Origin of the sequence: Streptosporangium sp. NPDC000396 (assembly GCF_042898655.1) — a bacterium.
Classification (GTDB): Bacteria; Actinomycetota; Actinomycetes; order Streptosporangiales; family Streptosporangiaceae; genus Streptosporangium.
The window spans coordinates 95713-118919 of sequence record NZ_JBIAZA010000018.1 but is presented as its reverse complement, the minus strand read 5'-3'; the positions used below and the strand labels follow the sequence as shown (position 1 = coordinate 118919).

Genomic DNA, 23207 nt, shown 5'->3' with positions numbered 1-23207 from the left:
ACCTTTAAAAGGATCGGTCCGCTCGCGCTCCCAAGTCCCCGGACTATAGCCAAATAGCCACATATTCCGTCTATGCGCTATCGGGCAAAGTTCCCGAAATTTCCACTCATTTCGCGATGGTTCAAGGCCCGGGAAGTCCGACCAATCCGGGGGCGGTCCAGCGGCGAATAGGGGGCGCGGGGAATCCGGCCGGATCCTTCCTCCCCGGCACCCACAGGGACATCCACAGGCCGGTCACACCCGTGATCGGCGGCCGAAAGGACCGACTGACATGCAGCTCCGGATCAACCGGCGCGCTCTGATCGGCATAGGCGTCGCGGGGGCCTTGACCGCCTCCTCCTTCGCCCTGCTCAGAGCCGAGACCGGTGCGGCGTCCTCCCACCGCGAGGCACCGATGATCGCGGGCGACCCCCGCAACGACAACACCGACGTGTACGCGTTCGTCAGCCCGGACAAGCCCGACACCGTCACACTGATGGCCAACTTCATCCCGTTCGAGGAGCCGAACGGCGGGCCGAACTTCTACCAGTTCGACACCAACTCGCGCTACAACATCAAGATCGACAGTGACGGCGACGCCAAGCCCGACACCGTCTACCAGTGGACGTTCCGCAACGAGGACAGGCGCGGCACGAACACCTTCCTCTACGACAACGGCGCCGTCACCTCTCTGGATGACGAGAACCTGCTGTTCAGGCAGCGCTACACGCTCCAGAAGATCACCCCCAGGGGAGTGCGGACCCTGGTCGCGAACGGCGTGGTGGCCCCGAGCAACACCGGGCCGGCCTCGATGCCCGACTACGCCTCGCTGCGGGCGCAGTCGATCAAGACCCTTCCGGGTGGCGGCAGGGCCTTCGCCGGCCAGTCGGACGAGGCGTTCTTCGCCGACCTGCGGGTCTTCGACCTGCTCTACGGCGGCAACCTGTCCGAGGTCGGCCAGGACACGCTCAAGGGCTACAACGTGCACACCCTCGCCCTGCAGGTGCCCAAGGACGAGGTCGCGCTGAGGGGCGACGCCAAGCGCAACCCGGTCATCGGCGTGTGGTCCACCGTGGACAAGTGGAGCCCGAGGGGCTACGTCCAGGTCTCCCGCCTGGGCCAGCCGCTGGTCAACGAGGTCGTGGTCCCGGCCGGGCTGAAGGACGCCTTCAACTCGCTGAGCCCCCAGAAGGACGCCGACCTCCCGGCCGTGGTCAAGCGCGTCACCAACCCGGAGGTGCCCCGGCTCATCGAGGCCATCTACGGTCTCAAGGCGCCGAAGACTCCCCGGGCGGACCTGGTCGAGATCTTCCTGACCGGCGTCGCCAAGGCCAACGGCCCGATCAAGGCCGATCTCAACTCGCAGAGCCTCAACAAGGACGCCGGAAAGCTGCGCCCGTCGGAGATGTTGCGGCTGAACATGGCGATCGCGCCCGCCGCGAACCCGAACCGGCTCGGCGTGCTCGCCGGTGACCTGCAGGGCTTCCCGAACGGCCGCCGTCTCGGGGACGACGTGATCGACATCGCCCTCCAGGCGATGGCCGGCGCCGCCCAGACCGGCAAGCTCGTCGACGCGCTGGCCGCCGGCGACAAGGTGGACCAGAACGACAAGCCGTTCGGCACCCGGTTCCCCTATATCCCGCTGCCCGGCAACACGTCGGTCAACGCGGGCTGACCCGGAAGGCGCGGGGCCCGGGTGACCGGCCCCGCGCCCGATCCAGAGGGGACCACCTTGAAGACTTCCGCGAAAACCAGGATCGCCACCGGTGCGCTGGGGGCGGCGGTGGCGCTCACCCTGGGGGCCGCGCTGATCCCCGGCGAGCGGACGCCACCGGCCGCCACCGGCCAGGTCAGGCTCGCCGAGATCCCGGTCTCGGCCACCTCGCTCAAGGACGCGATCCACGCGCTGACCGTCCGGCTCCAGCGTCTGCCCGAGGACCACCAGGCCTGGGCCCAGCTCGGCTCCGCGTACGTCCAGCAGGCACGCGTCACCGCCGACCCGTCCTTCTACCCCCGGGCCGAGCGGGCGCTGGCCAGGTCCGCCGCGCTGAGCCCCGGCAACTTCGCCGCGCTGACCGGCCAGGCCGCCCTCGCCGCCGGCCGCCACGACTTCGCCGAGGCCGTACGGCTGGCCCGCCTGTCGCAGGCCGCCAACCCCTACGGCCAGGGCGCCCAGGCGGTGCTGGCCGACGCCTACACCCAGCTCGGCCGGTACGCCGAGGCCACCCGGGCGATCGGCAGGATGATGGAGCTGCGCCCCGGCGTCGCGTCCTTCACCCGGGCCTCCTACGACGCCGAGCTCAAGGGCGACCGCGCCGAGGCCCGCCGCATGCTGGAGCACGCCCTCGACGACGCCTTCTCCCCCACCGACATCGCCTACTGCCGCCACTACCTCGGCGAGCTCGCCCTGCACGCCGGTGACCTGCGTGGTGCCGCCGAGCAGTACCGTCTCGCGCTGAACGCCGCCCCCGACTTCACCCCGGCCCTCGCCGGAACCGCCCGGGCCGCCGCGCTCGACGGTCGGCTGGCCGACGCGATCGACCTCTACGGCACCGTGGTCGGGCGGCTTCCCCTGGCCCAGTATGTGATCGAGTACGCCGAGGTGCTGGTCAAGGCCGGCAAAGACCCCTCCCAGCAGTGGGCGCTGCTGCGGGCGCAGCGGGACCTGATGCGGGAGACCGGGGTCAGGGACGACCTGACCTGGGCCGAATTCGAAGCCGATCACGGTTCCGCGGCGCGGGCCGTCGAACACGCCGAAGCCGAATACGCCCGCAACCCCAACGTCGTCGCCGCCGACGCCCTGGCCTGGGCCCTGCATCGCGACGGCCGCGACCGCGAGGCCCTGCCGTACGCGAAGAAAGCCACCGCCACCGGCTGGCGCAACGCCCTGCTCCACCACCATCGTGCCGAGATCGAACGCTCGCTGGGCCTGGCCGAGGAGGCCGCGCGCTCCGCCGCCCGCGTCCGCGACGCCAACCCCGCCTTCTCACCCGATCTTCCCGCCCTCGCGAGGTTCTCATGATGCTCGGAAAGGTTCTCCCGCCCGCGCCCGGCAAGGTTCTCCGACCGGCGGCCTCGGTTCTCCTCTGCCTCGCGGCCACGCTCTGCGCGGCGCTCGTCCTGCCGGCCGCCCCCGCCCGCGCCGAGGTCATGCACCCGCTGGGCAACTTCACCGTCAACCACTACAACGGCCTGCGGATCACCCCGGACAGGGTGGAGAACCTGGCCGTCGTGGACAGCGCCGAACTTCCCACTCTCCAGGAACGGCCCTCGGTGGACGCCGACAGGTCGGGGACGGTCTCCTCGGCCGAGCGGTCGGCGTACGGCACCGCCCGGTGCGCCGCGCTCATGACCGCGCAGCGGCTGACGGTGAACGGAGCAGCGGTGACGTGGCAGATCACCGAAGCCGGTTTCGCCTACGGGCCCGGCCAGGGCGGGCTGGAGACCGGCCGTCTGACATGCCTGCTCTCCGCGGCGGTGGCGGCGCCGAAGACGGTCGGGTTCAGCGACGGCTTCCTCGCCGACCGGCTGGGCTGGCGGGAGATCACCGCAGTGTCCTCGGGAGGGGTGCGGCTGGCGCGCTCGTCCGTTCCCGGCGCGAGTGTCAGCCGGGAACTGCGCGCCTACCCGGACGACCTGCTGGCCAGCCCTCTCGACCAGCGTACGGCGGAGCTGAGCGTCACCCCGGGGACCGGATCGGCGTCGATCGCACCGCCGCTGGTTTCCGGCGGACCGGTCGGGGACGCGCTGGCGGCGCTGGACCGCACGTTCACCGGGCTGATCGGCACCGAGTCCCTGACCATGCCGCTGGGCCTGCTGGCGGTGTCGCTGGCGGTGGTCCTCGGCGCCGGTCACGCTCTCATCCCCGGCCACGGCAAGACCATCATGGCCGCGTACCTGGCCGGGAGGAGGGGCCGTCCCCGCGACGCGCTGATCGTCGGCGCCACCGTGACCGCCACCCACACGCTGGGCGTTCTCGTGGTCGGCCTGCTGCTGAGCGCCTTCTCCGCCCTCACCGGAGAATCCGTGCTCGCCTGGCTCGGCCTGGTCAGCGGCCTCCTGATCACCGCCGTCGGCGCCGGCCTCCTACGCTCCGCCTGGCACACCCACCGCACCGGCGAACCCCTTCCCCACGACCACGACCACGGGCACGGACACGGACACAACCACGGCCACTTCGGACATGGTCACGAGCACGGGCACGAGCACGGGCACCTTGATCACGGACATGACCACTCCGAACATGGGTCTTCCGGACGGGACCACCCGGCCCGGGAGGGTGCCCGAATAGCGCTCTTGGAGCGGGAAAGCCCCAATCGGCCGGAGCAAGAAGGCCCCGACCAGCCAGGGCGAGAAAGCCCCGAACGGCCGGAGCAAGAAGGCCCCGACCGACCAGGGCGGGAAGGCTCCGAGCGGGGCGAGGGGGCTGTGCGCTCGCGGCGCGGGCTGGTGGGTCTCGGGGTGGCCGGGGGTCTCGTGCCCAGTCCTTCGGCACTCGTCGTCCTGCTGGGAGCGATCGCGCTCGGCCGCACCTGGTTCGGGATCTCGCTCGTCCTCGCCTACGGCATCGGGATGGCGGGCACGCTCACCGCCACCGGCCTGCTCCTCGTCAGGTTCGCGGGACGGCTCGACCGCCTGGCGGCGAGGGGGCACGGCACGGCCGCCCGCCTGTCGGCCCTCGCCCCGATCGGCACCGCGACCGTCGTCGTCCTGCTCGGCCTGGGCCTGGCCGTACGGAGCCTCACGGGAGCCATCTGAGGAGAGACGAACAGCCCACCCGGATGGTTATACCGAGTTATACTCTTACTGTGAAGACAGCGATATCCGTTCCCGACGAAATCTACTCGCGAGCCGAGAGATGCGCGGCGACGTTAGGTGTGAGCAGGTCCGAGTTCTACACCACCGCCGCACAGCGCTACATGAACCACCTGGAGTCCCAAAATCTGGTCGACCAGATCAACACAGCGGTTGAACTGGCCGCCGACGACGACTCCGCCGAAGTCGCGGTCTCCGCGGGCCGCCGGACACTGGCCCTCGAAGAGGACGATTGGTGATCCGCAGAGGTGAGATCTACTGGGCCGACCTCGGCGAGGCGACCGGCAGTCGTCCGGCGAAGCGACGCCCTGTCCTCGTCGTGCAGGCCGAGCCGTACAACGCCAGTCGCCTGGCGACCGTGCTGGTAGCAGTGATCACTTCCAACACCGGTCTCGCCGCGATGCCCGGCAACGTGTTCCTGCCCGCGATCGCGACCGGCCTCAAACGCGACTCCGTGGCCAATGTGACGGCGCTGGTCACACTGAACAAGAACGAACTCGACGGCCCCGTGGGCTCGGCGCCGGACGCGCTGATGAGCGCGGTCGACGACGGACTCCGTCGCGTCCTCGGGCTGTGACCGTTACCTGAAGTGTGATCACATGTGAGCACAGGTCAGGCAGCCGTGGCCTTGTGGCCACGGCGTTCCCCGGTTTCCCGGGGTTCCCGCTTCACTGCCGACAGCCCACCCGGGTGGGTCTTACACCGGCTCCACGGGCGTTTTCCGTCTCCCCGCAACTCTGGGCGACGTCGTGCTCATACCGGGCCGCGAGCGCGGCCAGGTTGCGTGCGGCGTTGACATCCCGGTCCAGGACCAGACCGCAGGCGGTGCATGCGTAGGTGCGTTCCGCCAGGGCGAGCTTGGCTTTCACCGCGCCACATGCCGAGCACGTCTTGCTGGAGGGGAACCAGCGGTCGGCCACTACCAGCCGCCCGCCCCTCCAGGTGGTCTTGTAGGTCAGCTGGCGGCGCACCTCGGCCATGCCGGCATCGGCGACGGCGCGGGCCAGGCGGCGGTTGGCCAGCATCCGGCCACGTGGAGGTCTTCGACCACGACCGTGCCGTAGGCGGCGGCCAGCCGGCTGGTGAGCTGGTGCAGGCCGTCGCGCCGCCGGCCGGCCACCCGCGCGTGCGCCTTACCGAGTGCCGCCTTGGTCGTGCGCCAGCGGGCCGACGCCTCGCGCCGGCCCCCGCCCGGGGTGCGGGGGCCCTGGCGGCGGGCCAGTTCCCTGTTCAGTCTGCGCAGCTTGCGCAGCGCCGCCCAGTGGTGCTTGGGGTTGTCGATCGTCTCGCCGGTGGACAGCACCGCCAGCGCCGTGACGCCGAGATCCACCCCGACCACGGCATCCGGCCGGGCCGGGGCGCGGTCGGCACGGTCGATTGCGCAGGTGAACGCGACGAACCACCGGCCGCCCTGGTGCCGGATGGTGGCCGACAGGATCCGCCCCGTGCCGCGTTCCAGGTGCCGGGCGAGCTTGCGGGTGGATTCGGCGGTGCGGATGGTGCCCAGCCGGGGCAGCGTGACGTGGCGCCGGTCGGTCTCCAGGCGGATGACACCGGTGGTGAACCGGCACGACAGGGTGGTGCGGTGCTTGGCCTTGAACCGGGGAAACCCGGGAGGTTTGCCCGTCCGGGTCCCGGCGCGGGAGGCGGCCCAGTTCTTCAACGCCCGGGCCAGCCCGTCCAGGCCGGAGCTGTAGGCCTCCTTGGAGTTGTCCGCCCACCACGGCGCCACCTGGTCCTTGGCGGTGTTCCACGCCCGGCGCAGCGCGGGCAGCGACCAGGGCGCCTCGGTCAGCAGTTCCTCGGGCATCCCATAGGTCTTCTCCGCCTCCCGCTGGTCCAGGGCGGCCTTGACCAGTGCCAGACCCCAGTTGAAGGCGAACCGCGCCGCACCGCAGTGCGACGCCAGCGCACCCTCCTGCATGGGCGTGGGGGTGAGCGCGTACCGGTAGGCCTGGACGACCTTCACGAGGTCTGGCGATCAGCGGCTTGGGCGGCGGTGAGGGCCCGCAGCGCCCGGTTGCGCGCCCCGCGCCGCCCGTACAGGCGCGCGCACATCGACGTCAGCACCTCGATCATGCCGCGTACCAGGTCGTCGGTGGTCTCGCCGTGGGAAGACACCCGCGCGTACAGCACGGCCCCGCCCAGGCTCTGGGCGGCCGGGCCGTCCACGACGATCGTGCCGGTGGACAGACGGCGGGCCGGGACAGGCATTTTGCCTTCCCGGAACCACCGGTAAGCGGTCTGCGGGTGAATGCCCTGCGACCGCGCCCACTGGGCAAGCTTCACTCACCCATTGAACACGCGTTCGTTCCCGTTCGCTCACGTTTTAGTGAACAGTTCCCGACCCTGGATACGCGACACAGCTGGACGGGAAGCCGTCTCAGCCTCGACCGCCGATATCGCCATGCCCTGACCGTGCCACCACCGATGGCACAGCGGATGGCCTTTCGCGAGCGCATCAGTCGATGTCGGGGACGTCGTCGTAGTCGGTGCCGTATTCGGCGTCGCCCTCGTCGGCGCGGCGGAGTTTGATGTCCTCCACCCAGGCGGAGGAGAACCGCCGGATCTCCCTGATGTGCTCCTCGTCCACACCGCAGGCCTCGAAGTCCTCGTCCGCGATCAGTTCCGCGAACTCCAGCCGCATCACCAACTCCGCGAGGGAGAACCCCTCGGTGTGCAGGCGGGCGAGATGTTCCAGCTCGCGGAAGCCGTACAGGTGGGAGACCGATGCGATGTCGACGATGTCGCGGGCGAGGCCGCGCTCGTGCAGGTCGCGCATTCTGCGGCCCACCGCGTCGTCCGGGGAGTCGGGGACCTGTTGGTCCACGCCGTCCCAGTGGAACGGGAACGTGCTCACGCCCCCCAGTATGCCCATCGCGCCACCGCTCACCACCGGGCGCGGCGCCGGGTGGAGGGGAGGTCGTGGCGGCCGGAGACGAACTCCTGGAAGGCGATTTTGGCCTTGATCACCGGGCGGCGCCAGCGTTCTTCACGGCGCTGCGCCCTGGCCATCTGGCGGGGCCGGGGATGCCGGGCGCTGGGTGCCAGGAACCAGTGGGCCCAGGGTGATCCCGGGCGGGCCAGCCGCAGGGCGCCGGGGATCAGCAGGAGCGGGATGAACAGGCCCGCCAGGCCTGTCCAGATCTTGCCCTTGAGCAGGGTGACCACGGCGAGCACGAGGTTGACCACGATGAGGCCGATCGTGAGCCACGTTCCCTGCGGTGTGCCGTCGGAGCGCTCCCAGCCGAGCGGGCGCAGGCCGAGCAGGAGCAGGCCGGTGATCGCGATCGCGATGAACACGGCGTCGACCGAGGTGCGGCCCTCCTCTTCCCAGTAGACGTCGCGCAGGTGCAGGATCAGCGCGAACTCGTCCAGGATCAGGGCGGCGCCGATGCCGAAGGCGCCCGCCGTCACGGCGTACCAGGTCTGGGAGATGGCCGAGACGAGCAGCCCCGCCACCCCGCTGAGCAGGGTCAGCACCACACCGAACACCACATGGTGGATGTGCATCTCACCGATGTTGACGTTGCGGAACCAGCCGATTCTGGCTCGGATGAGCCGCACGTTGATCCGGGTGAACACGAAGGCGAGGATCAGCGCGACGAAGAAACAGAACAGCGGCAGCCGTCCTGCGCCCACTATCCGATCTTGAAAAAGACTCCACACGGCTTCATCAGATTATGCGAGTTATGCGAGGAAACCCCGCAAGAGCGCGGCGGTGCCCTCCAGATGCTCGGCCACCGCCCGGCGCGCGGCGTCGGGGTCACCGGCGAGGATGGCCGTCACGATCGCCTCGTGCTGGGCGGCGGCGTGCTCGATGTTGCGCTGGAGTATCGGGATGGCGTTGAGCAGGTCGGTGACCCGCAGCCGGGCGTCGGCGCAGGCCGCGGCGAGCAGCGGGGAGCCGGTCAGCTCCGCGATGGTCAGATGGAAGGCGGTGTCCAGGCGGCGGTAGTCGCCCGGGCTTGCGGAGTTGACCTCCATCAGGCGCTGCCGCATCGCCCTGCGCTGCGCCTGGGTCAGCTCGGAGGTGGCCAGTATCTGGGCGGCCCCGCACTCGACGGCCATCCGGAAGGTGAGCGCGTCGTCCAGGTCGTCGATGCCCATGTCCGCCACCACCCTGCGCAGCTCCTCCTGGTGTGGGGGGGCGGGCTGGTAGGTCACGAACGCGCCGCCGTACCGGCCGCGCCGTACGTCGAGATAGCCCGCCTCCTGCAACGCCCTGATGGCCTCTCGCAGGGTGACGCGGCTGATTCCGAGCCGGGTGGCGAGCTCTCGCTCGGGAGGGAGCTTCTCGCCGTGGGCGACGGAGCCGAGCTTGATCACCTGGAGGAGCCGCTCGACGGTCTCCTCGAAGGCGTTGCCCGCGCGTACGGGGCGGAACGTGACGTCGAAGCCCGTTTCCCCCATGGCCGCCGCCTTCCATCTTTGTGGAGTTCCCCGGTTGTTCCCTTCCGGTGATCTCCAGCTTAGTGAGCACTCAGACGAGTTCCGCCTCGGCGCGTTCGATCGCCTCGAACTCTTCCTCGGGCGCGTTGGCGACCAGCCGGTGACGGCTGTAGAACCAGAAGTAGGCCAGCGACGCGACGAAGATCCCGGCCGTGATGAGGGCGGCCGTCACGTTCACCAGGAAGGTGGCCATGACCGCGACGAGGGCCAGCAGGACCCACCCGGCGGATCCGGACTTCAGCTGCCGCTTGTGCAGGTAGTCGGCGGAGACCTTCTGGTAGTCCACGCCGTGGACATGTCGCTTGCCGTCCAGCACGTCTTCACCCCCGAGGGTCGGCCGACCGTAAGATCAATGGTCTAGAGTCGGACCATAACCGTTTGGCGAGATATTTCGCCTGGTCACCCCTCTGCGTCAAGACCCCAGCGGCGACAATCCTGCAAAAACTTCCGGGAGAGGCACCGAATTCCACCGTGACGCGTCGCGACTCTTGACACCGGGCTTTCGCGATGCTTGCATGCCCCCATTGGTCTGGTTCCAGACTTTTAATGGAAGGGTGCGCTCATGACTTCCCATGCACCGCTGACCGTCGAGCAACTCCGCACGGAGGTCGAGGCTGGGCGGATCGACACCGTGTTGCTGGCGATCGTCGACATGCAGGGACGCCTTCAGGGAAAGCGGCTATCAGCGCGCTACTTCCTGGAGGAGGTGCTGCACCACGCCTCCGAGGGCTGCAACTATCTGCTCGCGGTGGACGTGGACATGAACACCGTGGACGGCTACGCGATGTCGTCCTGGGAGCGGGGATACGGCGACTTCGTGATGAAGCCCGACCTGTCCACGCTGCGCCGGGTGCCGTGGCAGGAGGGTACGGCCATGCTGATGGCCGACCTGGTCTGGGAGGACGACTCCGACGTCACGGCCTCGCCCCGGCAGATCCTCCGCCGGCAGCTCGCCCGCCTGGGCGAGCGGGACTGGGAGGCGTTCGTCGGCACCGAGCTGGAGTTCGTGGTCTACAACGACACCTACGAAGGCGCCTGGCAGAAGGCCTACCGCGACCTGTCCCCGGCCAACCTCTACAACGTCGACTACTCCCTCCTCGGCACCGCCCGGATCGAGCCGCTGCTGCGCAGGATCAGGCTCGGCATGGAGGGCGCCGGGATGTACGTCGAGTCGGCCAAGGGCGAGTGCAACCTCGGACAGCACGAGATCGCCTTCCGCTACGCCGACGCCCTCACGAGCTGCGACAACCACTCGATCTACAAGAACGGCGCCAAGGAGATCGCCGCCCAGGAGGGCGCGTCGATCACCTTCATGGCCAAGCCGAACCAGCGCGAGGGCAACTCCTGCCACATCCACATCTCGCTCCGGTCGAGCGACGGGAACCCGGTCATGGCGGGCTCGGAGCCGTACGGGCTCTCCAAAGTCGGCCGGCACTTCATCGCCGGGCAGCTCGCCTGCATGCGGGAGCTCACCCTGCTCTATGCCCCGAACATCAACTCCTACAAGCGATATGTGCCGGGCAGTTTCGCCCCCACCGCGGTCAAGTGGGGCGTGGACAACCGGACCTGCGCGCTGCGCCTGGTCGGCCACGGGCAGTCGCTGCGCCTGGAGAACCGGGTGCCCGGTGGTGACGTCAACCCCTATATGGCGGTCTCGGCGCTGATCGCGGCCGGGCTGTACGGCATCGACAACGAGCTGCCGCTGGAGGAGGCGTTCACCGGGAACGCCTACTCGTCGGGCGCGGATACCGTGCCGCACACGCTCCGGGACGCGCTGGAGCTGTGGGAGGGCTCCGAACTGGCCAAGGAAGCCTTCGGCGAAGACGTCGTGGCGCATTACGCGAACAACGCCCGGGTCGAGCTGTCCGCCTTCGAGTCGGCGGTCACCGACTGGGAGCTGTTCCGGGGATTCGAACGGATGTGAGCGTGAAAATCATCAATCCGGCCACCGAAGACGTGGTCGCCGAGGTCGAGTTCGTGGACGCCGCCGAGGTGGATCGGGCGGTGGAGCGCGCCAGACGGGCCTTCACCACCTGGCGGAACGTCAGCCCGGGCGACCGGGCCCGGCTGCTGCGCGCCTTCGCCTCCCTGGTGGAGGAGCACGCCGAAGAGCTGGCGCAGCTGGAGATCGCGAACGCCGGCCACACGGTCGGCAACGCCCGCTGGGAAGCGGGCAACGTCCGTGACGTGCTGAACTTCTACGCCGGAGCGCCCGAGCGCAACCACGGCAAGCAGATCCCGGTGCCCGGAGGGCTGGACGTCACCTTCCAGGAGCCACTGGGCGTCGTCGGCGTGATCGTGCCGTGGAACTTCCCGATGGTCATCATGACCTGGGGGGTGGCTCCGGCTCTGGCGGCGGGCAACACGGTGATCGTCAAACCCGCCGAGTGGACGCCGCTGACCGCCCTGCGACTGGCCGAGCTGGCCCTCGCGGCGGGCCTCCCCGAGGGGGTGCTCCAGGTCCTGCCTGGGGCAGGGGAGGTGGCGGGCGCTCGGCTGGTCGAGCACCCGGACGTGGCCAAGATCGTGTTCACCGGTTCGACCGAGGTGGGCAAGGAGATCGCGGCCAAGTGCGCCGGGCAGGTCAAGCGGATCACCCTGGAGCTGGGCGGCAAGAGCGCCAACGTCGTCTTCGCCGACGCCGACCTGGAGAAGGCCGCGGCGACCGCGCCGTACGCGGTGTTCGACAACTCCGGCCAGGACTGCTGCGCGCGGTCCCGGATCCTGGTGGAGCGCTCGGTCTACGACGACTTCCTGGAGCGGCTCTCCCAGGCGATGCTGAAGGTCAAGATCGGTGATCCTCGCGACGAGAGCACCGAGATGGGCCCCCTGATCAGCGCGGAGCACCGGGACCGGGTGGCCTCCTTCGTCACCGAAACGCCCTACCTGCAAGGATCCTGCCCGTCAGGGCCCGGGTTCTGGTTCCCCGCGACGCTCCTCACCCCGGACAGCCTGGACGACCGGGCGTTCACCGAGGAGATCTTCGGGCCGGTGGTGGCGGTGGTGCCGTTCGACGACGAGGCGCACGCCGTACGGATCGCCAACAACACGCAGTACGGCCTCAGCGGATCCATCTGGACCCGGGACGTCGGCCGGGCCCTGCGGGTGGCCCGGGCTGTCGAGGCGGGCAACCTCAGCGTCAACTCCCATTCGAGCGTCCGCTACTGGACCCCGTTCGGTGGCTTCAAACAGTCCGGGCTCGGCCGCGAGCTGGGCCCCGACGCTCTTTCCGCGTTCACCGAGACCAAAAACGTCTTCATTTCGGAGGAATAATGCAACGCCTGCAGGACCGAGTGGCCGTCATCACCGGTGCGGGAAGCGGGATCGGCCTGGCCACAGCGCACCGGTTCGCCCAGGAGGGCGCCCGCGTGGTGTGCGTGGACCTGGACGAAGCCAGCGGCTCCAAGGTCGCGGCCGAGGTGAACGGCCTGTTCGTCAAGGCCGACGTCACCGTCGAGGACGACGTCGTCCGGATGTTCCAGACGGCGTTCGACACCTACGGCAGCGTGGACATCGCCTTCAACAACGCGGGCATCTCCCCGCCCGACGACGACTCCATCCTGGAGACCGGCATCGACGCCTGGCGCCGGGTCCAGGAGGTCAACCTGACGAGCGTCTACCTGTGCTGCAAGCACGCCATCCCCTACATGCGGCAGCAGGGCAAGGGCTCGATCATCAACACCGCCTCGTTCGTGGCCGTGATGGGCTCGGCGACCTCCCAGATCTCCTACACCGCCTCCAAGGGCGGCGTGCTGGCGATGTCCCGCGAGCTCGGCGTGCAGTTCGCCCGCGACGGCGTCCGGGTCAACGCCCTGTGCCCGGGACCGGTGAACACCCCGCTGCTGCAGGAGCTGTTCGCCAAGGACCCCGAGCGGGCGCAGCGCCGCCTGGTGCACATCCCGGTCGGCCGGTTCGCCGAGGCCTCGGAGATCGCCGCCGCGGTGGCGTTCCTGGCGTCGGACGACTCGAGCTTCATCACCGGGTCGGAGTTCCTGGTGGACGGCGGCATCTCGGGCGCCTACGTCACCCCGCTGTAACCAATGAGCGTGCCGGGACGCGGCCGAGCACTCCGCGTCCCGGCATCCGGCAAGAAAGAGATCATGTCCCGTCCCGTCATCGGCATCACCTGCTACGTCGAACCCGCCAAGTTCACCGTCTGGGAGATGACCACCGCGCTCCTGCCGTACAACTACATCGACCATGTGGCCCGCGCGGGCGGGCAGCCGGTGATCCTGCCTCCGGCGGGTGAGCCCGCCACGCTGGTGGGGCGCCTGGATGGGCTGATCCTGGCCGGCGGCGGAGACATCGATCCGGCGCGGTACGGCCAGGCCCCGCACGAGCAGACCGGCTACATCCGCCAGTTCCGCGACGACGCCGAGTTCGAGCTGGTCCGGGCGGCGCTGGAGCGGGGCATCCCGTTCCTGGGGGTCTGCCGGGGCCTGCAGGTCCTGAACGTCTCCCTCGGGGGCAGCCTGCGGCAGCACCTGCCCGACACGGTCGGCCACCGCGGCCACGCCCCCGCCCCCGGCCACTTCGGCCGGATGCCGGTACGGCTCGCCTCCGGCAGCCGGACCGCCAAGGTTTTCAACTCCGAGACCGTGGACGTCGCCCACTACCACCACCAGGCCATCGACCGGCTGGGCGCGGGCCTGACCGTGACCGCCCACGCCGAGGACGGCACGATCGAGGCCGTGGAGCTGGAGAACCACCCGTTCGCCCTCGCGGTCCAGTGGCACCCCGAGGCCGACGACGAGGGCGCCCTGTTCGAGGCGCTGGTCCGGCAGAGCCGTTCCTGAGCAGGATGCGAGGCCAAGGGGATTTCGCTCGGCCCGCGCGGGCGGTTAGGCTGGCAGCGACACCGACCAACCCCGTGCGGGAGAGCGTCCTGACATCCAGGCCAGGACCCCTGAAGGAGCAAGCCCTCCCCGCGAACCTCTCAAGGTAAAGGACCGTACGGGTAGGTGACCTCTGGAAAGCAGGCCCCACGGCCTCGCCGAAGGTGAAAGTCCGGCAAAAACCGGGCGAAGCTCTCAGGCATCGATGACAGAGGGGGAGGATGCTCTCATCTGACCCTTGTTTAAGGTGCGAACATGTCCCGACCTACGCCGCTACGCGGCGTCCACGAGGCCTTCGGCGCGACATTGACCGACTTCGCTGGCTGGCTGATGCCGCTCCGCTATGGCAGCGAATCCACCGAGCACAACGCGGTCCGCCAGGCGGCGGGCCTGTTCGACCTGTCCCACATGGGCGAGATCTTCGTGACCGGCCCGCAGGCCGCCGAAGCTCTCGACTACGCGCTGGTCGGCTACCTCTCCGCCCTGGAGCCGGGCCGCGCCCGCTACACGATGATCGTCAATCCCGAGGGCGGCGTGCTGGACGACCTGATCGTCTACCGCCTGGCCGACGACGAGTTCATGGTCGTCGCCAACGCCTCCAACTACCCCCGGGTGGCCGCCGAGCTCACCGAGCGCGCCGGATCCTTCGACGCCGTGGTGGACGACCGCTCCGAGCAGTACGCGCTGATCGCGGTCCAGGGCCCGCAGGCCCGCGCGATCCTGGGCGAGCTCACCGACGCCGACCTCGACGGGCTCAAGTACTACGCGGGCCTGCCCGCCACCGTGGCCGGCCGCCAGGCCCTGGTCGCCCGCACCGGATACACCGGCGAGGACGGCTTCGAGCTGTTCATCGCCGCCGACGACGCCGAACCCCTCTGGGAGGCGCTCACCAAGGCCGGCGAGCCGTACGGCCTGATCCCGGTGGGGCTGTCCGCACGCGACACCCTCCGCCTGGAGGCGGGCATGCCGCTCTACGGAAACGAACTGTCCACGGATCTCACTCCGTTCGACGCGGGGCTGGGCCGTGTGGTGAGGTTTGACAAGCCGGGCGACTTCGTCGGCCGGGCCGCCCTGGAACCGATCAAGGACGTCCCGCCTGCCCGTCGCCTGGTAGGACTGATCGCGACCGGCCGCAGGGTGCCCCGGCACGGGTATCCGGTGGTCTCCGGCGACGGCACCATCGTCGGAGAGGTCACCAGCGGAGCGCCCTCCCAGACACTGGGCAAGCCCATTGCCATGGCTTACGTGGACAATGGCCTGTCCACGGGTCTGGCCGTGGACATCCGGGGTAGCCACGAGCCGGTCGACGTCATGGACCTGCCTTTCTACAGGAGGAAAAAGTGAGCAGCATTCCCGAGGACCTGCAGTACACCAAGGAACACGAGTGGATCTCGGGCGTCGACGACGGCCTGACCCTCACCGTGGGCATCACCGCCTACGCCGCCGACGCGCTGGGTGACGTGGTCTACGTGCAGGTCCCTGAGGTCGGCTCGGCGGTCGCCACCGGCGACGCGGTCGGCGAGGTCGAGTCGACCAAGTCGGTGAGCGACATCTTCTCCCCGGTGGGCGGCGAGATCATCGAGGTCAACCAGGCAGTCGTGGACGACCCGTCGCTGGTCAACAGCGACCCCTACGGTGACGGCTGGCTGTTCCGCGTCCGCCTTGAGGGCGACGCCGACGACCTGCTCTCCCCCGAGGAGTACGCCGCGCTCACTTCGGGCGACTCCTAAGATTTCCCCCTTGTGCCGTGATCATGCGTGCCGCCCGGCACGCATGATCACGGCGATGTGAAGGCAGGAGCAGATCAATGGCCATCAGCGTCTTCGATCTCTTCAAGATCGGAATTGGCCCGTCCAGCTCGCACACCGGCGGACCCATGGCCGCCGCGCACAAGTTCTCCCGAGGTCTCGCACAGGACGGGCTTCTGGAGAAGACCGCCAGGGTCGAGGTGATCCTGTACGGCTCACTCGGGCTGACCGGCAAAGGCCATGGCAGCGACAAGGCCGTTCTGCTCGGCCTGTCGGGCGAGAAGCCCGAACTCGTGGACGTCGACACCATCGACGACCGGCTGGCCGCCATGCGCGCCTCCGGGACGGTCCTCCTGCACGGCTCCCACGAGATTCCCTTCGTGGTCGGCGAGGACCTCGTCTTCGAACGCAAGATCTCACTGCCGCACCATCCCAACGGCATGCGCTTCACCGCCTTCGCCGAGGGGGGCGAACCGCTCCGCGAGAAGGTCTACTACTCGGTGGGCGGCGGCTTCGTCGTCGACGAGAACGCCACCGGCGCCGATCGGATCAAGCCGGACGACACCGCCCTGCCGTACGCCTTCACGACGGCCGCCGAGCTGCTGAACCACTGCTCCGAGACCGGCCTGTCGATCTCTGGGCTGATGCTGGAGAACGAGAAGGCCTTCGGCCGCTCGGAGCAGGAGATCCGCGACGGGCTGCTGAACCTCTGGCGGGTCATGAGCGACTGCGTACGGCGCGGCACCGCCAAGGAGGGCGTGCTGCCCGGCGGGCTGAAGGTCAGGCGCCGGGCTCACCAGCTCTACCGGCGGCTGCAGAGCGAGGCCCCCGAGAAGGACCCGCTCCAGGCGATGGACTGGGTCTCGCTGTACGCCCTCGCGGTGAACGAGGAGAACGCGGCCGGCGGCCGGATCGTCACGGCCCCGACCAACGGCGCCGCGGGCATCATCCCGGCCGTGCTCACCTACTACGACCGGTTCACTCCCAAGGCCGACGACGACGGCGTGGTCCGCTTCCTGCTGACCGCCGGGGCGATCGGCGTGCTGTTCAAGGAGAACGCCTCCATCTCCGGCGCCGAGGTCGGCTGCCAGGGCGAGGTCGGCTCGGCCTGCTCGATGGCCGCCGCCGGGCTCACCGAGGTGCTGGGCGGCACCCCGGAGCAGGTGGAGAACGCCGCCGAGATCGGCATCGAGCACAACCTGGGCCTGACCTGCGACCCGATCGGCGGACTGGTCCAGATCCCGTGCATCGAGCGCAACGCGGTGGCCTCGATCAAGGCCATCACCGCGGCCCGGATCGCGCTGCGCGGCGACGGCCGCCACTTCGTCTCCCTGGACAAGGCCATCAAGACGATGCGTGACACCGGCCGGGACATGCTCGACAAATACAAGGAGACCAGCCGCGGCGGCCTCGCCGTGAACGTCATCGAGTGCTGACCGCCCCGTCCCTCTTTCAGATCTCCCATGCCGCGTGACCTGGGCAGATTCCGGCATGCCGTCCCGGCACGCCGGAATCTGCCGGGCGACGCGGAGGGGTGAATCAACACGAACTTCGCTTTTCCCTGCTTTCCCTGCAGAACCACCCGGCCTCATGCCTATGCTGGATGGCCTTGTCGCGGAAAGTCAGGAGGTTCTGGTGTCAACGGGAGCACGCCCGGCGAGCAGCTTCCTTCGCTTCATCCGCGCGCACTGGCTCTTCCTCGCGGCCCTGCTGGCCGGTGGCGGGCTCAGGGCCCTGGCCGTGCTCGGCTACCGGCCGGCCCTGTGGTTCTGGGCCGACTCCTTCGTCTACCTCAACGCGGGACTCGATCCCCGCCCCCTGGAGTCCCGGCCCTCGGGCTACTCGCTGTTCCTGTGGGCACTGGGGCCGCTGTCCAGCATCCAGGCCGTGGTCGTGGTCCAGCACCTGCTCGGGCTCGCCACGGCCGCCTGCGTCTATCTCCTGCTGCGCCGCCTGGGCGGGCTGCCCGGCTGGGGCGCGACGCTCGCCGCGCTGCCGGTGCTGCTGGACGTCCACCAGATCCAGCTCGAACACCTCGTCATGGCCGACCTGCTGCTGGAGTTCCTGGCGGTGCTGGCGGTCACGCTGCTGCTGCGGCGGGGGCGGCCGCCGGTGTGGGTCGCCCTGCTCGCCGGATTCCTGCTGGTCGCGGCGACCGTCACCCGGACGATCGGGCTGCCGCTGATCGCCGTGGTGCTCGTCTGCATGGTGGTCCGCCGGGCCGGTTGGAAGGCGGTCACCGCCACCGCACTGGCCGGCGCGATCGGCCTGGGCGCCTATGCCACCTGGTTCAGGTCCGAGTACGGCACCTACGGGCTGACCCGGGGCAACGCCTTCCTGTGGGCGCGCACCCTCACCTTCGCCGACTGCGAGAAGATCAAGCCCGCCGGGCCCGAGGCCGTGCTCTGCCCTGCCGAACCGGTCAGCGAGCGCAAGGCCCCGCCGGTCTACATCTGGGACGGCCGGTCGCCGCTGAACAAGTTCAAGGGCACGTGGGCCGAACGCGACAGGCTCGCCGGTGACTTCGCCACCCAGGCCATCAAGGCGCAGCCCCTCGACTTCCTCCGCGCGGGCCTGGTGGACGTGGGCCACATCTTCGACTGGACCCGCCGGGTCTATCCCACTCCCGGCCCGCAGAGCGCCTACATCTTCCCCGAGGTGGCCAAGCCCTTCCCCAAGGGGGCCGCCTCCCAGGGGAAGACCGCCGAGGAGCTGACGCTGGCCTACCAGGGCGCCTCCGGCGCGCCCTTCCTGGTCGACCCCTACGCCGGCTGGCTGCGCGCCTACCAGCAGTACGGCTTCGTCCGAGGCCCGTTCATCGCGGCGATCCTGCTGATCGGGCTCGCCGGCGTCCTGCTCCGCTGGCGGCGGCTCGGCGGCGACGTGCTGATGCCGTGGGCCGCGGGGACCATGCTGCTGGTCCTGCCGCCGTTCATCGCGGCCTTCGACCACCGCTACGTGGTGCCCGCCCTCCCGCTGGCCTGCCTGGCCGCCGGGCTGGCCTTCGGCGTCCGGCGGCGGTCAGCGCCCCTGGACGTGCAGGCGGACGACCGCCCCGAGCTCGTCGTCGCCGACCGTCCTGCGAACCTTGCCGACGGCGTCCTTGTTCATCCGCGCCACGAGTTTGGCCAGGTCGGTGGTGGGCCCGCAGTTCACCGCGACCCGCAACCGGTCGCCGTTGACGGACCTCACCCGGATGCGGCCGAGCCCTTCGACTTCTTTAAGCGCGACACCGAGCATCGCGGTGCCCGTCGCGCTCCGGCTCCCGCATCGGCCCCACCCCAGGGCGCGCAGCAGCCACCGGAGCGCCATGAGCGCCAGCAACACCAGTAGCAGCGCGGCCAGCCACCCCACCCACGAATGCTCGGCCAGGTAGCCGGGAAGCCCCCGGTTCAGGATCCGGTCTCCGCGCGGCTGGGGGAGCTTGCCCTGTCCTCGCAGGACGGCATAGAGCCCGGCCCCGGTCAGCACCGTCCCGGTGGCGGCCAGGCCGATCCGGTTGCCCAAATACGCCTTCATCAGATCCCCCGCCTGCGCAGCCGTACCACGACCTCGCCCGTGCACATCGCGCCCAGGCCCGCCAGCCGGTCACCCACCACCGTGCCCACCTCGCGCAGCAGCTGCCCGGTCCGGTCCGCGTCGCTGAACACCGTGACCTCGACGTTCCGCCAGCCCAGGCGGACCCGCGCGCCACTGACCTCGTCCACCGACTCGGCCGCCGCCCGCAGTGTACGGCGGAGCCCGGCCCGCGTCAGGCCGATCACCGTTTCGGGGTCCGAGGACTCCAGCGGCACCAGCCGGGTCCGCCCCGGCGTCACCGCGAGCGCGAGCAGCAGGGCACCGGTTCCCAGCACGACCAGCGCCACGGCGAGCGTGTCGGGGTCCGACCAGGTCCAGCCGCCGATCCCGGCGACGAGCTTCCGGTACGGCACCCGCCCGAACGGCAGGCCCGTCACCAGGCCCACCGCCACCACGGCCGCGGCCGACAGCACGAGGGTCACCGCCAGGGCGGCCACCACCCCGGCCGGGGTTCTGGCGGGTTTCAGCAGCCGCAACGACCTGCGGCGCACCGCGTGCAGGTGTTCCCCGGCCGTTGTGCCTCCCACACCGGCGAGAATGTCCTGGAGAGTACTCATCACCCGGTCAGGTTTACGCGGCCTGTCCCACCCGTGTGAGGCCAAATCAGTTACTTTCACGATCTTGGGATCGTCCTGGCGGGAGAATTTACCGCCGGGACATTAACATGAACACTTCTCACATTCGGTCGGGTCGAGCTATCCTGCCGTCATGGACGACCGTCGGCGCTACGATCGGGCCACCGCGCACCTGGACCCCCCCTTCGCCATTCTCGACCTGGCAGCCCTGCGCTCAAATGCCTCCGGCATGATCCAGCGAGCCCACGGCAAACCCATCAGGGTCGCCAGCAAGTCGATCCGATCCCGCCCCGTCCTGGAGCGGATCCTCGCCATGGACGGCTTCGCCGGGATCATGGCCTTCACCCTGCCCGAGGCCCTCTGGCTGGTCTCCACCGGGCTGCGGGACGTGCTCGTCGCGTACCCGACCACGGACCGCGCCGCGCTCGCCGAACTGGCCGCCGACACCCGCGCGGCGCAGGAGATCACGGTGATGGTGGACCGGGCCGAGCACCTGGACTTCATCGACTCGGCGATCGCCGACGTTCGCGACCGCCGCGAGATCCGGATATGTCTGGACATCGATGCGGGTTTCGTCGCCCTCGGCGGAAAATTCCGGGCGGGCGCCCGCCGCTCCCCCATCCGCGAGGCCGACCAGGCCGCCGACCTGGCCGCCGACATCGCCAAACGACCCGGCTTCCGCCTGGTCGGCGTGATGGCCTACGAGGCCCAGATCGCCGGCGTGGGCGACAACCCGCCCGGCAACCTCGCCTTCACACAGGCGATCCGCTGGATGCAGGCCCAGTCCCGGCGCGAGCTCATCGCACGCAGGGGCCGCGTCGTCCAGGCCGTCACCCAGATCACCGACCTGGAATTCGTCAACGGCGGCGGCACCGGAAGCATCGAGAAGACCGTCCGCGAGAAAGCCATCACCGAGGTCGCCGCGGGATCGGGCTTCTTCCACCCCCGCCTGTTCGACTTCTACCGGGGCTTCACCGGCCGCCCCGCGGCCCTGTTCGCCCTTCCCGTCGTCCGGCGCCCCGCCCCCGGCGTCATCACCGTCCTCGGCGGCGGCTACCACGCCTCGGGCGCCCCGGGAGCGGATCGCCTCCCCCAGCCCTACCTGCCCTGCGGGCTACGCTACGACCCCGACGAAGGCGCCGGCGAGGTACAGACCCCGCTCCTCGGCCAGGCGACCGATGACCTGCGCGTCGGCGACCGCGTCTGGTTCCGTCACGCCAAGGCGGGCGAACTCTGCGAACGCTTCGCGAGCCTGCATCTGATCGACGGCGACGAGATCGTGGAGGAAGTCCCCACCTACAGAGGCGAAGGCCGGACGTTCCTCTAGAACACCCCCGGCCTCCTCGCGTCCCTCCCGCCCGCGCGCTTCCCGGCTCCGCGGACACCGGCGGCCAGTGTCACCGGCGGCCAGCGTCGCCGGTGACCGACGTCACCTGCGCCGGCGCCGCCAAAGCATGACCACCGCGCTGACCGCCAGAATCGTCCCCACGCCGATCAGGAGCGGCGCCAGGTTCGGCTGCTCCTCCGCCCACAGATCCTCGGGTTCGTCCCCGAACCGGGCCTCCCGTGGCGCGCCGCCCACCACATCACCGATCTTGTCCCCGATGGAGACCAAGAACTGCTTCGCGTTCGACTCGGCCCTGGCGACGGTCCGCCGAGCGACGTTCTTCGGACTCACCCGATCGGCGATGGCGTCAACCGTCTGGGCCAACTCCGCGCGGGTCCGCTCGATCCGCCGCTCCAGCTCCGCGGGATCGGTATCCGCCATGGCTCTCCTCTCATCGCCCCTGCCATTGATCAGTCTGTCAGGTCCGGCCCACTCACGGCACTTCGGCCACCCCGGTAAGTTGACCTGGGAACGATTCCTCGGAGGAACCACATGAAACTCGAGCCCGGCGACGCCGCCCCGGACTTCACGCTCCCCGCCGCCGACGGCACCACCGTGTCACTGGACACCTACCGCGGAAAGCGCGTCATCCTCTACTTCTACCCCGCCGCGATGACCCCCGGCTGCACCAAGCAGGCCTGCGACTTCCGCGACAGCCTGGCCTCCCTGACCGCCGCGGGCTTCGTCGTCCTCGGTGTGTCGAAGGACACCCCGGCCAAGCTCGCCCAGTTCACCGAGCGCGACGCCCTGACCTTCCCCCTCCTGTCCGACCCCGGTCTGGAGGTCCACAAGGCCTACGGCGCCCACGGAGAGAAGATGATGTACGGCAAGACCACCGTCGGAGTCCTGCGCTCCACCTTCGTCATCGACCCCGACGGCAAGATCGAAAAAGCCCTCTACAACGTGAAGGCCACCGGCCACGTCGCCCGCCTCCGCCGCGAACTCGGCGTCGACTAAATGCCCTGTTTCGCCATTTAATGCGGCCTGCACATGCCCCAAGAATTGTCGTATCCATTACGTAACCTTGGGGCATGCCAACGAAGTACACCCCCGAAATATTGGCCGAGGCGGCGGCGAACTCCTTCAGCATCGCCGACGTCCTCCGCCACCTCGGCGTGAAATGGACCGGCGGCTCCCACGCCCACATCAGCCGCCGCCTGAAGCACTTCGGGGTCGACACGTCGCATTTCCGCAGAGTCTCCCCCAACAAGGGGCGGCCGTCGCCGAGACGCCGCCGACCGGAACAGGTCCTCGCCGTACGGCCTGAGGGAAGCCCACGACCAAAGCCTGAGCAGCTCAGACGGAGCCTGATCTCAACCGGGATGCCATACCAGTGCGCTGGCTGTAGGATCGAGGGCGTCTGGCTAGGGCAAGGCCTGACTCTGCACGTTGATCACATCAACGGAAACTGGCTGGACAACAGAAAAGAGAACCTGCGCTTTCTTTGTCCAAATTGCCATTCACAGACAGAGAATTTCGCGGGGAAGAGCAGGGGCCGTAGCCCAAAGGCAGAGGCAGCGTCTTTAGGTGGCGCACAGTATGGGTTCGAATCCCATCGGCCCCACAAAAAAACAAGGAATTACGCGATTGACCTCAGGTCCGTGACCGTCAGCGTAACCCTGTCGAGCCAGGACGCATTCTTTGTCGAAGACTATGTGAACCAGAAACGCGCCCGGTCGAGGTCCGCTGCGATACGTAAAGCGATTCGGTTGCTGCGCGAATCCAGCCTCGAAGAGGACCATGCTGCCGCCTTCGGCGAGCGAAGCATGAGCGAAGGCGCCAGGCCATGGGACCTCACCACGAGGGACGGGGCCGACGAACCGTCACGATGAGATAC

The 23207-nt window shown here is 69.4% G+C and carries 25 protein-coding genes, 1 tRNA gene and 2 riboswitches; of the genes, 17 read left to right on the top strand and 9 right to left on the bottom strand.

Annotated elements, in window-relative coordinates:
- The first annotated feature begins 271 nt into the window (after positions 1–271).
- Genes ACFY2X_RS27775 through ACFY2X_RS27755 form a run of 5 tightly spaced genes read left to right on the top strand, consistent with a single transcriptional unit; the run spans position 272 to position 5371 of the window.
- Positions 272–1654, top strand: a complete 1383-nt coding sequence (locus tag ACFY2X_RS27775; protein WP_389943286.1) for a DUF4331 domain-containing protein — start codon at positions 272–274, stop codon at positions 1652–1654.
- A gap of 57 nt (positions 1655–1711) precedes the next feature.
- Positions 1712–3001, top strand: coding sequence for a tetratricopeptide repeat protein (locus ACFY2X_RS27770; protein ID WP_389943284.1), 1290 nt, complete (start codon positions 1712–1714; stop codon positions 2999–3001).
- The gene (locus tag ACFY2X_RS27765) at positions 3001–4737 is read left to right on the top strand and encodes a High-affinity nickel-transporter (protein WP_389943281.1); all 1737 of its coding nucleotides are present in this window, start codon (positions 3001–3003) and stop codon (positions 4735–4737) included. Before ACFY2X_RS27770 ends, ACFY2X_RS27765 begins: the two co-directional genes overlap by 1 nt.
- A 50-nt stretch (positions 4738–4787) precedes the next feature.
- Positions 4788–5033, top strand: coding sequence for a hypothetical protein (locus ACFY2X_RS27760; RefSeq protein WP_389943278.1), 246 nt, complete (start codon positions 4788–4790; stop codon positions 5031–5033).
- Positions 5030–5371 (top strand): type II toxin-antitoxin system PemK/MazF family toxin, encoded by a 342-nt coding sequence (locus ACFY2X_RS27755; RefSeq protein ID WP_389943275.1) that lies wholly within the window; start codon positions 5030–5032, stop codon positions 5369–5371. The genes ACFY2X_RS27760 and ACFY2X_RS27755 overlap by 4 nt, the downstream gene beginning before the upstream one ends.
- 91 nt (positions 5372–5462) lie before the next feature.
- Here the strand turns inward: ACFY2X_RS27755 and ACFY2X_RS27750 are convergent, their stop codons facing one another.
- The 7 genes from ACFY2X_RS27750 to ACFY2X_RS27720 form a co-directional block, all read right to left on the bottom strand.
- Positions 5463–5774, bottom strand: a complete 312-nt coding sequence (locus ACFY2X_RS27750; protein ID WP_389943272.1) for a zinc ribbon domain-containing protein — start codon at positions 5772–5774, stop codon at positions 5463–5465.
- A complete protein-coding gene (gene tnpB / locus ACFY2X_RS27745; RefSeq protein WP_389943269.1) occupies positions 5750–6763 on the bottom strand; it encodes an IS607 family element RNA-guided endonuclease TnpB in 1014 nt (337 codons plus the stop codon). Before tnpB ends, ACFY2X_RS27750 begins: the two co-directional genes overlap by 25 nt.
- Positions 6760–7083, bottom strand: coding sequence for a hypothetical protein (locus ACFY2X_RS27740; RefSeq protein WP_389943266.1), 324 nt, complete (start codon positions 7081–7083; stop codon positions 6760–6762). Before ACFY2X_RS27740 ends, tnpB begins: the two co-directional genes overlap by 4 nt.
- A gap of 172 nt (positions 7084–7255) precedes the next feature.
- Entirely contained in the window at positions 7256–7654 is a 399-nt protein-coding gene (locus ACFY2X_RS27735; protein WP_389943263.1) for a hypothetical protein, read from the bottom strand.
- Between the two features lie 29 nt (positions 7655–7683).
- Complete coding sequence (locus ACFY2X_RS27730) at positions 7684–8436, bottom strand: hypothetical protein (RefSeq protein ID WP_389943261.1); 753 nt, start codon at positions 8434–8436, stop codon at positions 7684–7686.
- A 48-nt stretch (positions 8437–8484) separates the two neighbouring features.
- Positions 8485–9207, bottom strand: coding sequence for a FadR/GntR family transcriptional regulator (locus ACFY2X_RS27725; protein WP_389943258.1), 723 nt, complete (start codon positions 9205–9207; stop codon positions 8485–8487).
- Between the two features lie 70 nt (positions 9208–9277).
- A complete protein-coding gene (locus ACFY2X_RS27720) occupies positions 9278–9562 on the bottom strand; it encodes a hypothetical protein (protein WP_389943255.1) in 285 nt (94 codons plus the stop codon).
- Between the two features lie 246 nt (positions 9563–9808).
- Between ACFY2X_RS27720 and ACFY2X_RS27715 the strand changes: the two genes are divergently transcribed.
- The 8 genes from ACFY2X_RS27715 (at position 9809) to ACFY2X_RS27680 (ending at position 19162) form a co-directional block, all read left to right on the top strand.
- On the top strand, positions 9809–11170 hold the full coding sequence (locus ACFY2X_RS27715) for a glutamine synthetase family protein (RefSeq protein ID WP_389943253.1): 1362 nt from the start codon (positions 9809–9811) through the stop codon (positions 11168–11170).
- Between the two features lie 2 nt (positions 11171–11172).
- The gene (locus tag ACFY2X_RS27710; protein WP_389943250.1) at positions 11173–12519 is read left to right on the top strand and encodes an aldehyde dehydrogenase family protein; all 1347 of its coding nucleotides are present in this window, start codon (positions 11173–11175) and stop codon (positions 12517–12519) included.
- The gene (locus tag ACFY2X_RS27705; RefSeq protein WP_389943246.1) at positions 12519–13283 is read left to right on the top strand and encodes a 3-oxoacyl-ACP reductase; all 765 of its coding nucleotides are present in this window, start codon (positions 12519–12521) and stop codon (positions 13281–13283) included. The genes ACFY2X_RS27710 and ACFY2X_RS27705 overlap by 1 nt, the downstream gene beginning before the upstream one ends.
- 63 nt (positions 13284–13346) lie before the next feature.
- Positions 13347–14042: a gamma-glutamyl-gamma-aminobutyrate hydrolase family protein gene (locus tag ACFY2X_RS27700; RefSeq protein WP_389943243.1), complete on the top strand. Its 696-nt coding sequence runs from the start codon at positions 13347–13349 to the stop codon at positions 14040–14042.
- 67 nt (positions 14043–14109) lie between these two features.
- A riboswitch (glycine riboswitch) is annotated at positions 14110–14208 on the top strand.
- Positions 14209–14303: riboswitch (glycine riboswitch) on the top strand.
- Positions 14304–14336: 33 nt separating this feature from the next.
- Positions 14337–15425 carry a glycine cleavage system aminomethyltransferase GcvT gene (gene gcvT, locus ACFY2X_RS27695; RefSeq protein WP_389943240.1) on the top strand — a complete coding sequence of 363 codons (1089 nt, stop codon included), beginning with the start codon at positions 14337–14339 and terminating at the stop codon, positions 15423–15425.
- Positions 15422–15811 (top strand): glycine cleavage system protein GcvH, encoded by a 390-nt coding sequence (gene gcvH / locus ACFY2X_RS27690; RefSeq protein WP_389943238.1) that lies wholly within the window; start codon positions 15422–15424, stop codon positions 15809–15811. The genes gcvT and gcvH overlap by 4 nt, the downstream gene beginning before the upstream one ends.
- A gap of 77 nt (positions 15812–15888) precedes the next feature.
- Positions 15889–17265, top strand: coding sequence for an L-serine ammonia-lyase (locus ACFY2X_RS27685; protein ID WP_389943235.1), 1377 nt, complete (start codon positions 15889–15891; stop codon positions 17263–17265).
- A 199-nt stretch (positions 17266–17464) separates the two neighbouring features.
- The gene (locus ACFY2X_RS27680) at positions 17465–19162 is read left to right on the top strand and encodes a hypothetical protein (RefSeq protein ID WP_389943232.1); all 1698 of its coding nucleotides are present in this window, start codon (positions 17465–17467) and stop codon (positions 19160–19162) included.
- Between the two features lie 185 nt (positions 19163–19347).
- Here the strand turns inward: ACFY2X_RS27680 and ACFY2X_RS27675 are convergent, their stop codons facing one another.
- Positions 19348–19935 carry a DUF6286 domain-containing protein gene (locus ACFY2X_RS27675; protein WP_389943229.1) on the bottom strand — a complete coding sequence of 196 codons (588 nt, stop codon included), beginning with the start codon at positions 19933–19935 and terminating at the stop codon, positions 19348–19350.
- A 181-nt stretch (positions 19936–20116) separates the two neighbouring features.
- Here ACFY2X_RS27675 and ACFY2X_RS27670 point away from each other — a divergent pair, with 181 nt between their 5' ends.
- Entirely contained in the window at positions 20117–21310 is a 1194-nt protein-coding gene (locus ACFY2X_RS27670) for an amino acid deaminase/aldolase (RefSeq protein WP_389943227.1), read from the top strand.
- Positions 21311–21412: 102 nt separating this feature from the next.
- Here the strand turns inward: ACFY2X_RS27670 and ACFY2X_RS27665 are convergent, their stop codons facing one another.
- On the bottom strand, positions 21413–21751 hold the full coding sequence (locus tag ACFY2X_RS27665) for a DUF3618 domain-containing protein (RefSeq protein WP_389943224.1): 339 nt from the start codon (positions 21749–21751) through the stop codon (positions 21413–21415).
- A gap of 111 nt (positions 21752–21862) precedes the next feature.
- Between ACFY2X_RS27665 and bcp the strand changes: the two genes are divergently transcribed.
- The 3 genes from bcp (at position 21863) to ACFY2X_RS27650 (ending at position 23202) form a co-directional block, all read left to right on the top strand.
- On the top strand, positions 21863–22327 hold the full coding sequence (bcp, locus tag ACFY2X_RS27660; RefSeq protein ID WP_389943221.1) for a thioredoxin-dependent thiol peroxidase: 465 nt from the start codon (positions 21863–21865) through the stop codon (positions 22325–22327).
- A 534-nt stretch (positions 22328–22861) separates the two neighbouring features.
- Positions 22862–22934: transfer RNA gene (locus ACFY2X_RS27655), tRNA-Leu, on the top strand.
- Between the two features lie 37 nt (positions 22935–22971).
- Positions 22972–23202: a hypothetical protein gene (locus tag ACFY2X_RS27650; protein ID WP_389943218.1), complete on the top strand. Its 231-nt coding sequence runs from the start codon at positions 22972–22974 to the stop codon at positions 23200–23202.
- The last annotated feature ends 5 nt before the right edge of the window (positions 23203–23207 follow it).

Excerpts from the sequence above, each read along its gene's own strand:
- gcvT (WP_389943240.1), top strand. The coding sequence starts at position 14,337 with ATGTCCCGACCTACGCCGCTACGCGGCGTCCACGAGGCCTTCGGCGCG.
- bcp (WP_389943221.1), top strand. The coding sequence starts at position 21,863 with ATGAAACTCGAGCCCGGCGACGCCGCCCCGGACTTCACGCTCCCCGCC.
- ACFY2X_RS27705 (WP_389943246.1), top strand. The coding sequence starts at position 12,519 with ATGCAACGCCTGCAGGACCGAGTGGCCGTCATCACCGGTGCGGGAAGC.
- ACFY2X_RS27750 (WP_389943272.1), bottom strand. The coding sequence starts at position 5,774 with ATGGCCGAGGTGCGCCGCCAGCTGACCTACAAGACCACCTGGAGGGGC.
- ACFY2X_RS27765 (WP_389943281.1), top strand. The coding sequence starts at position 3,001 with ATGCTCGGAAAGGTTCTCCCGCCCGCGCCCGGCAAGGTTCTCCGACCG.
- ACFY2X_RS27715 (WP_389943253.1), top strand. The coding sequence starts at position 9,809 with ATGACTTCCCATGCACCGCTGACCGTCGAGCAACTCCGCACGGAGGTC.
- ACFY2X_RS27725 (WP_389943258.1), bottom strand. The coding sequence starts at position 9,207 with ATGGGGGAAACGGGCTTCGACGTCACGTTCCGCCCCGTACGCGCGGGC.
- ACFY2X_RS27685 (WP_389943235.1), top strand. The coding sequence starts at position 15,889 with ATGGCCATCAGCGTCTTCGATCTCTTCAAGATCGGAATTGGCCCGTCC.
- ACFY2X_RS27775 (WP_389943286.1), top strand. The coding sequence starts at position 272 with ATGCAGCTCCGGATCAACCGGCGCGCTCTGATCGGCATAGGCGTCGCG.
- ACFY2X_RS27670 (WP_389943227.1), top strand. The coding sequence starts at position 20,117 with ATGGACGACCGTCGGCGCTACGATCGGGCCACCGCGCACCTGGACCCC.
- ACFY2X_RS27665 (WP_389943224.1), bottom strand. The coding sequence starts at position 21,751 with ATGGCGGATACCGATCCCGCGGAGCTGGAGCGGCGGATCGAGCGGACC.
- ACFY2X_RS27700 (WP_389943243.1), top strand. The coding sequence starts at position 13,347 with ATGTCCCGTCCCGTCATCGGCATCACCTGCTACGTCGAACCCGCCAAG.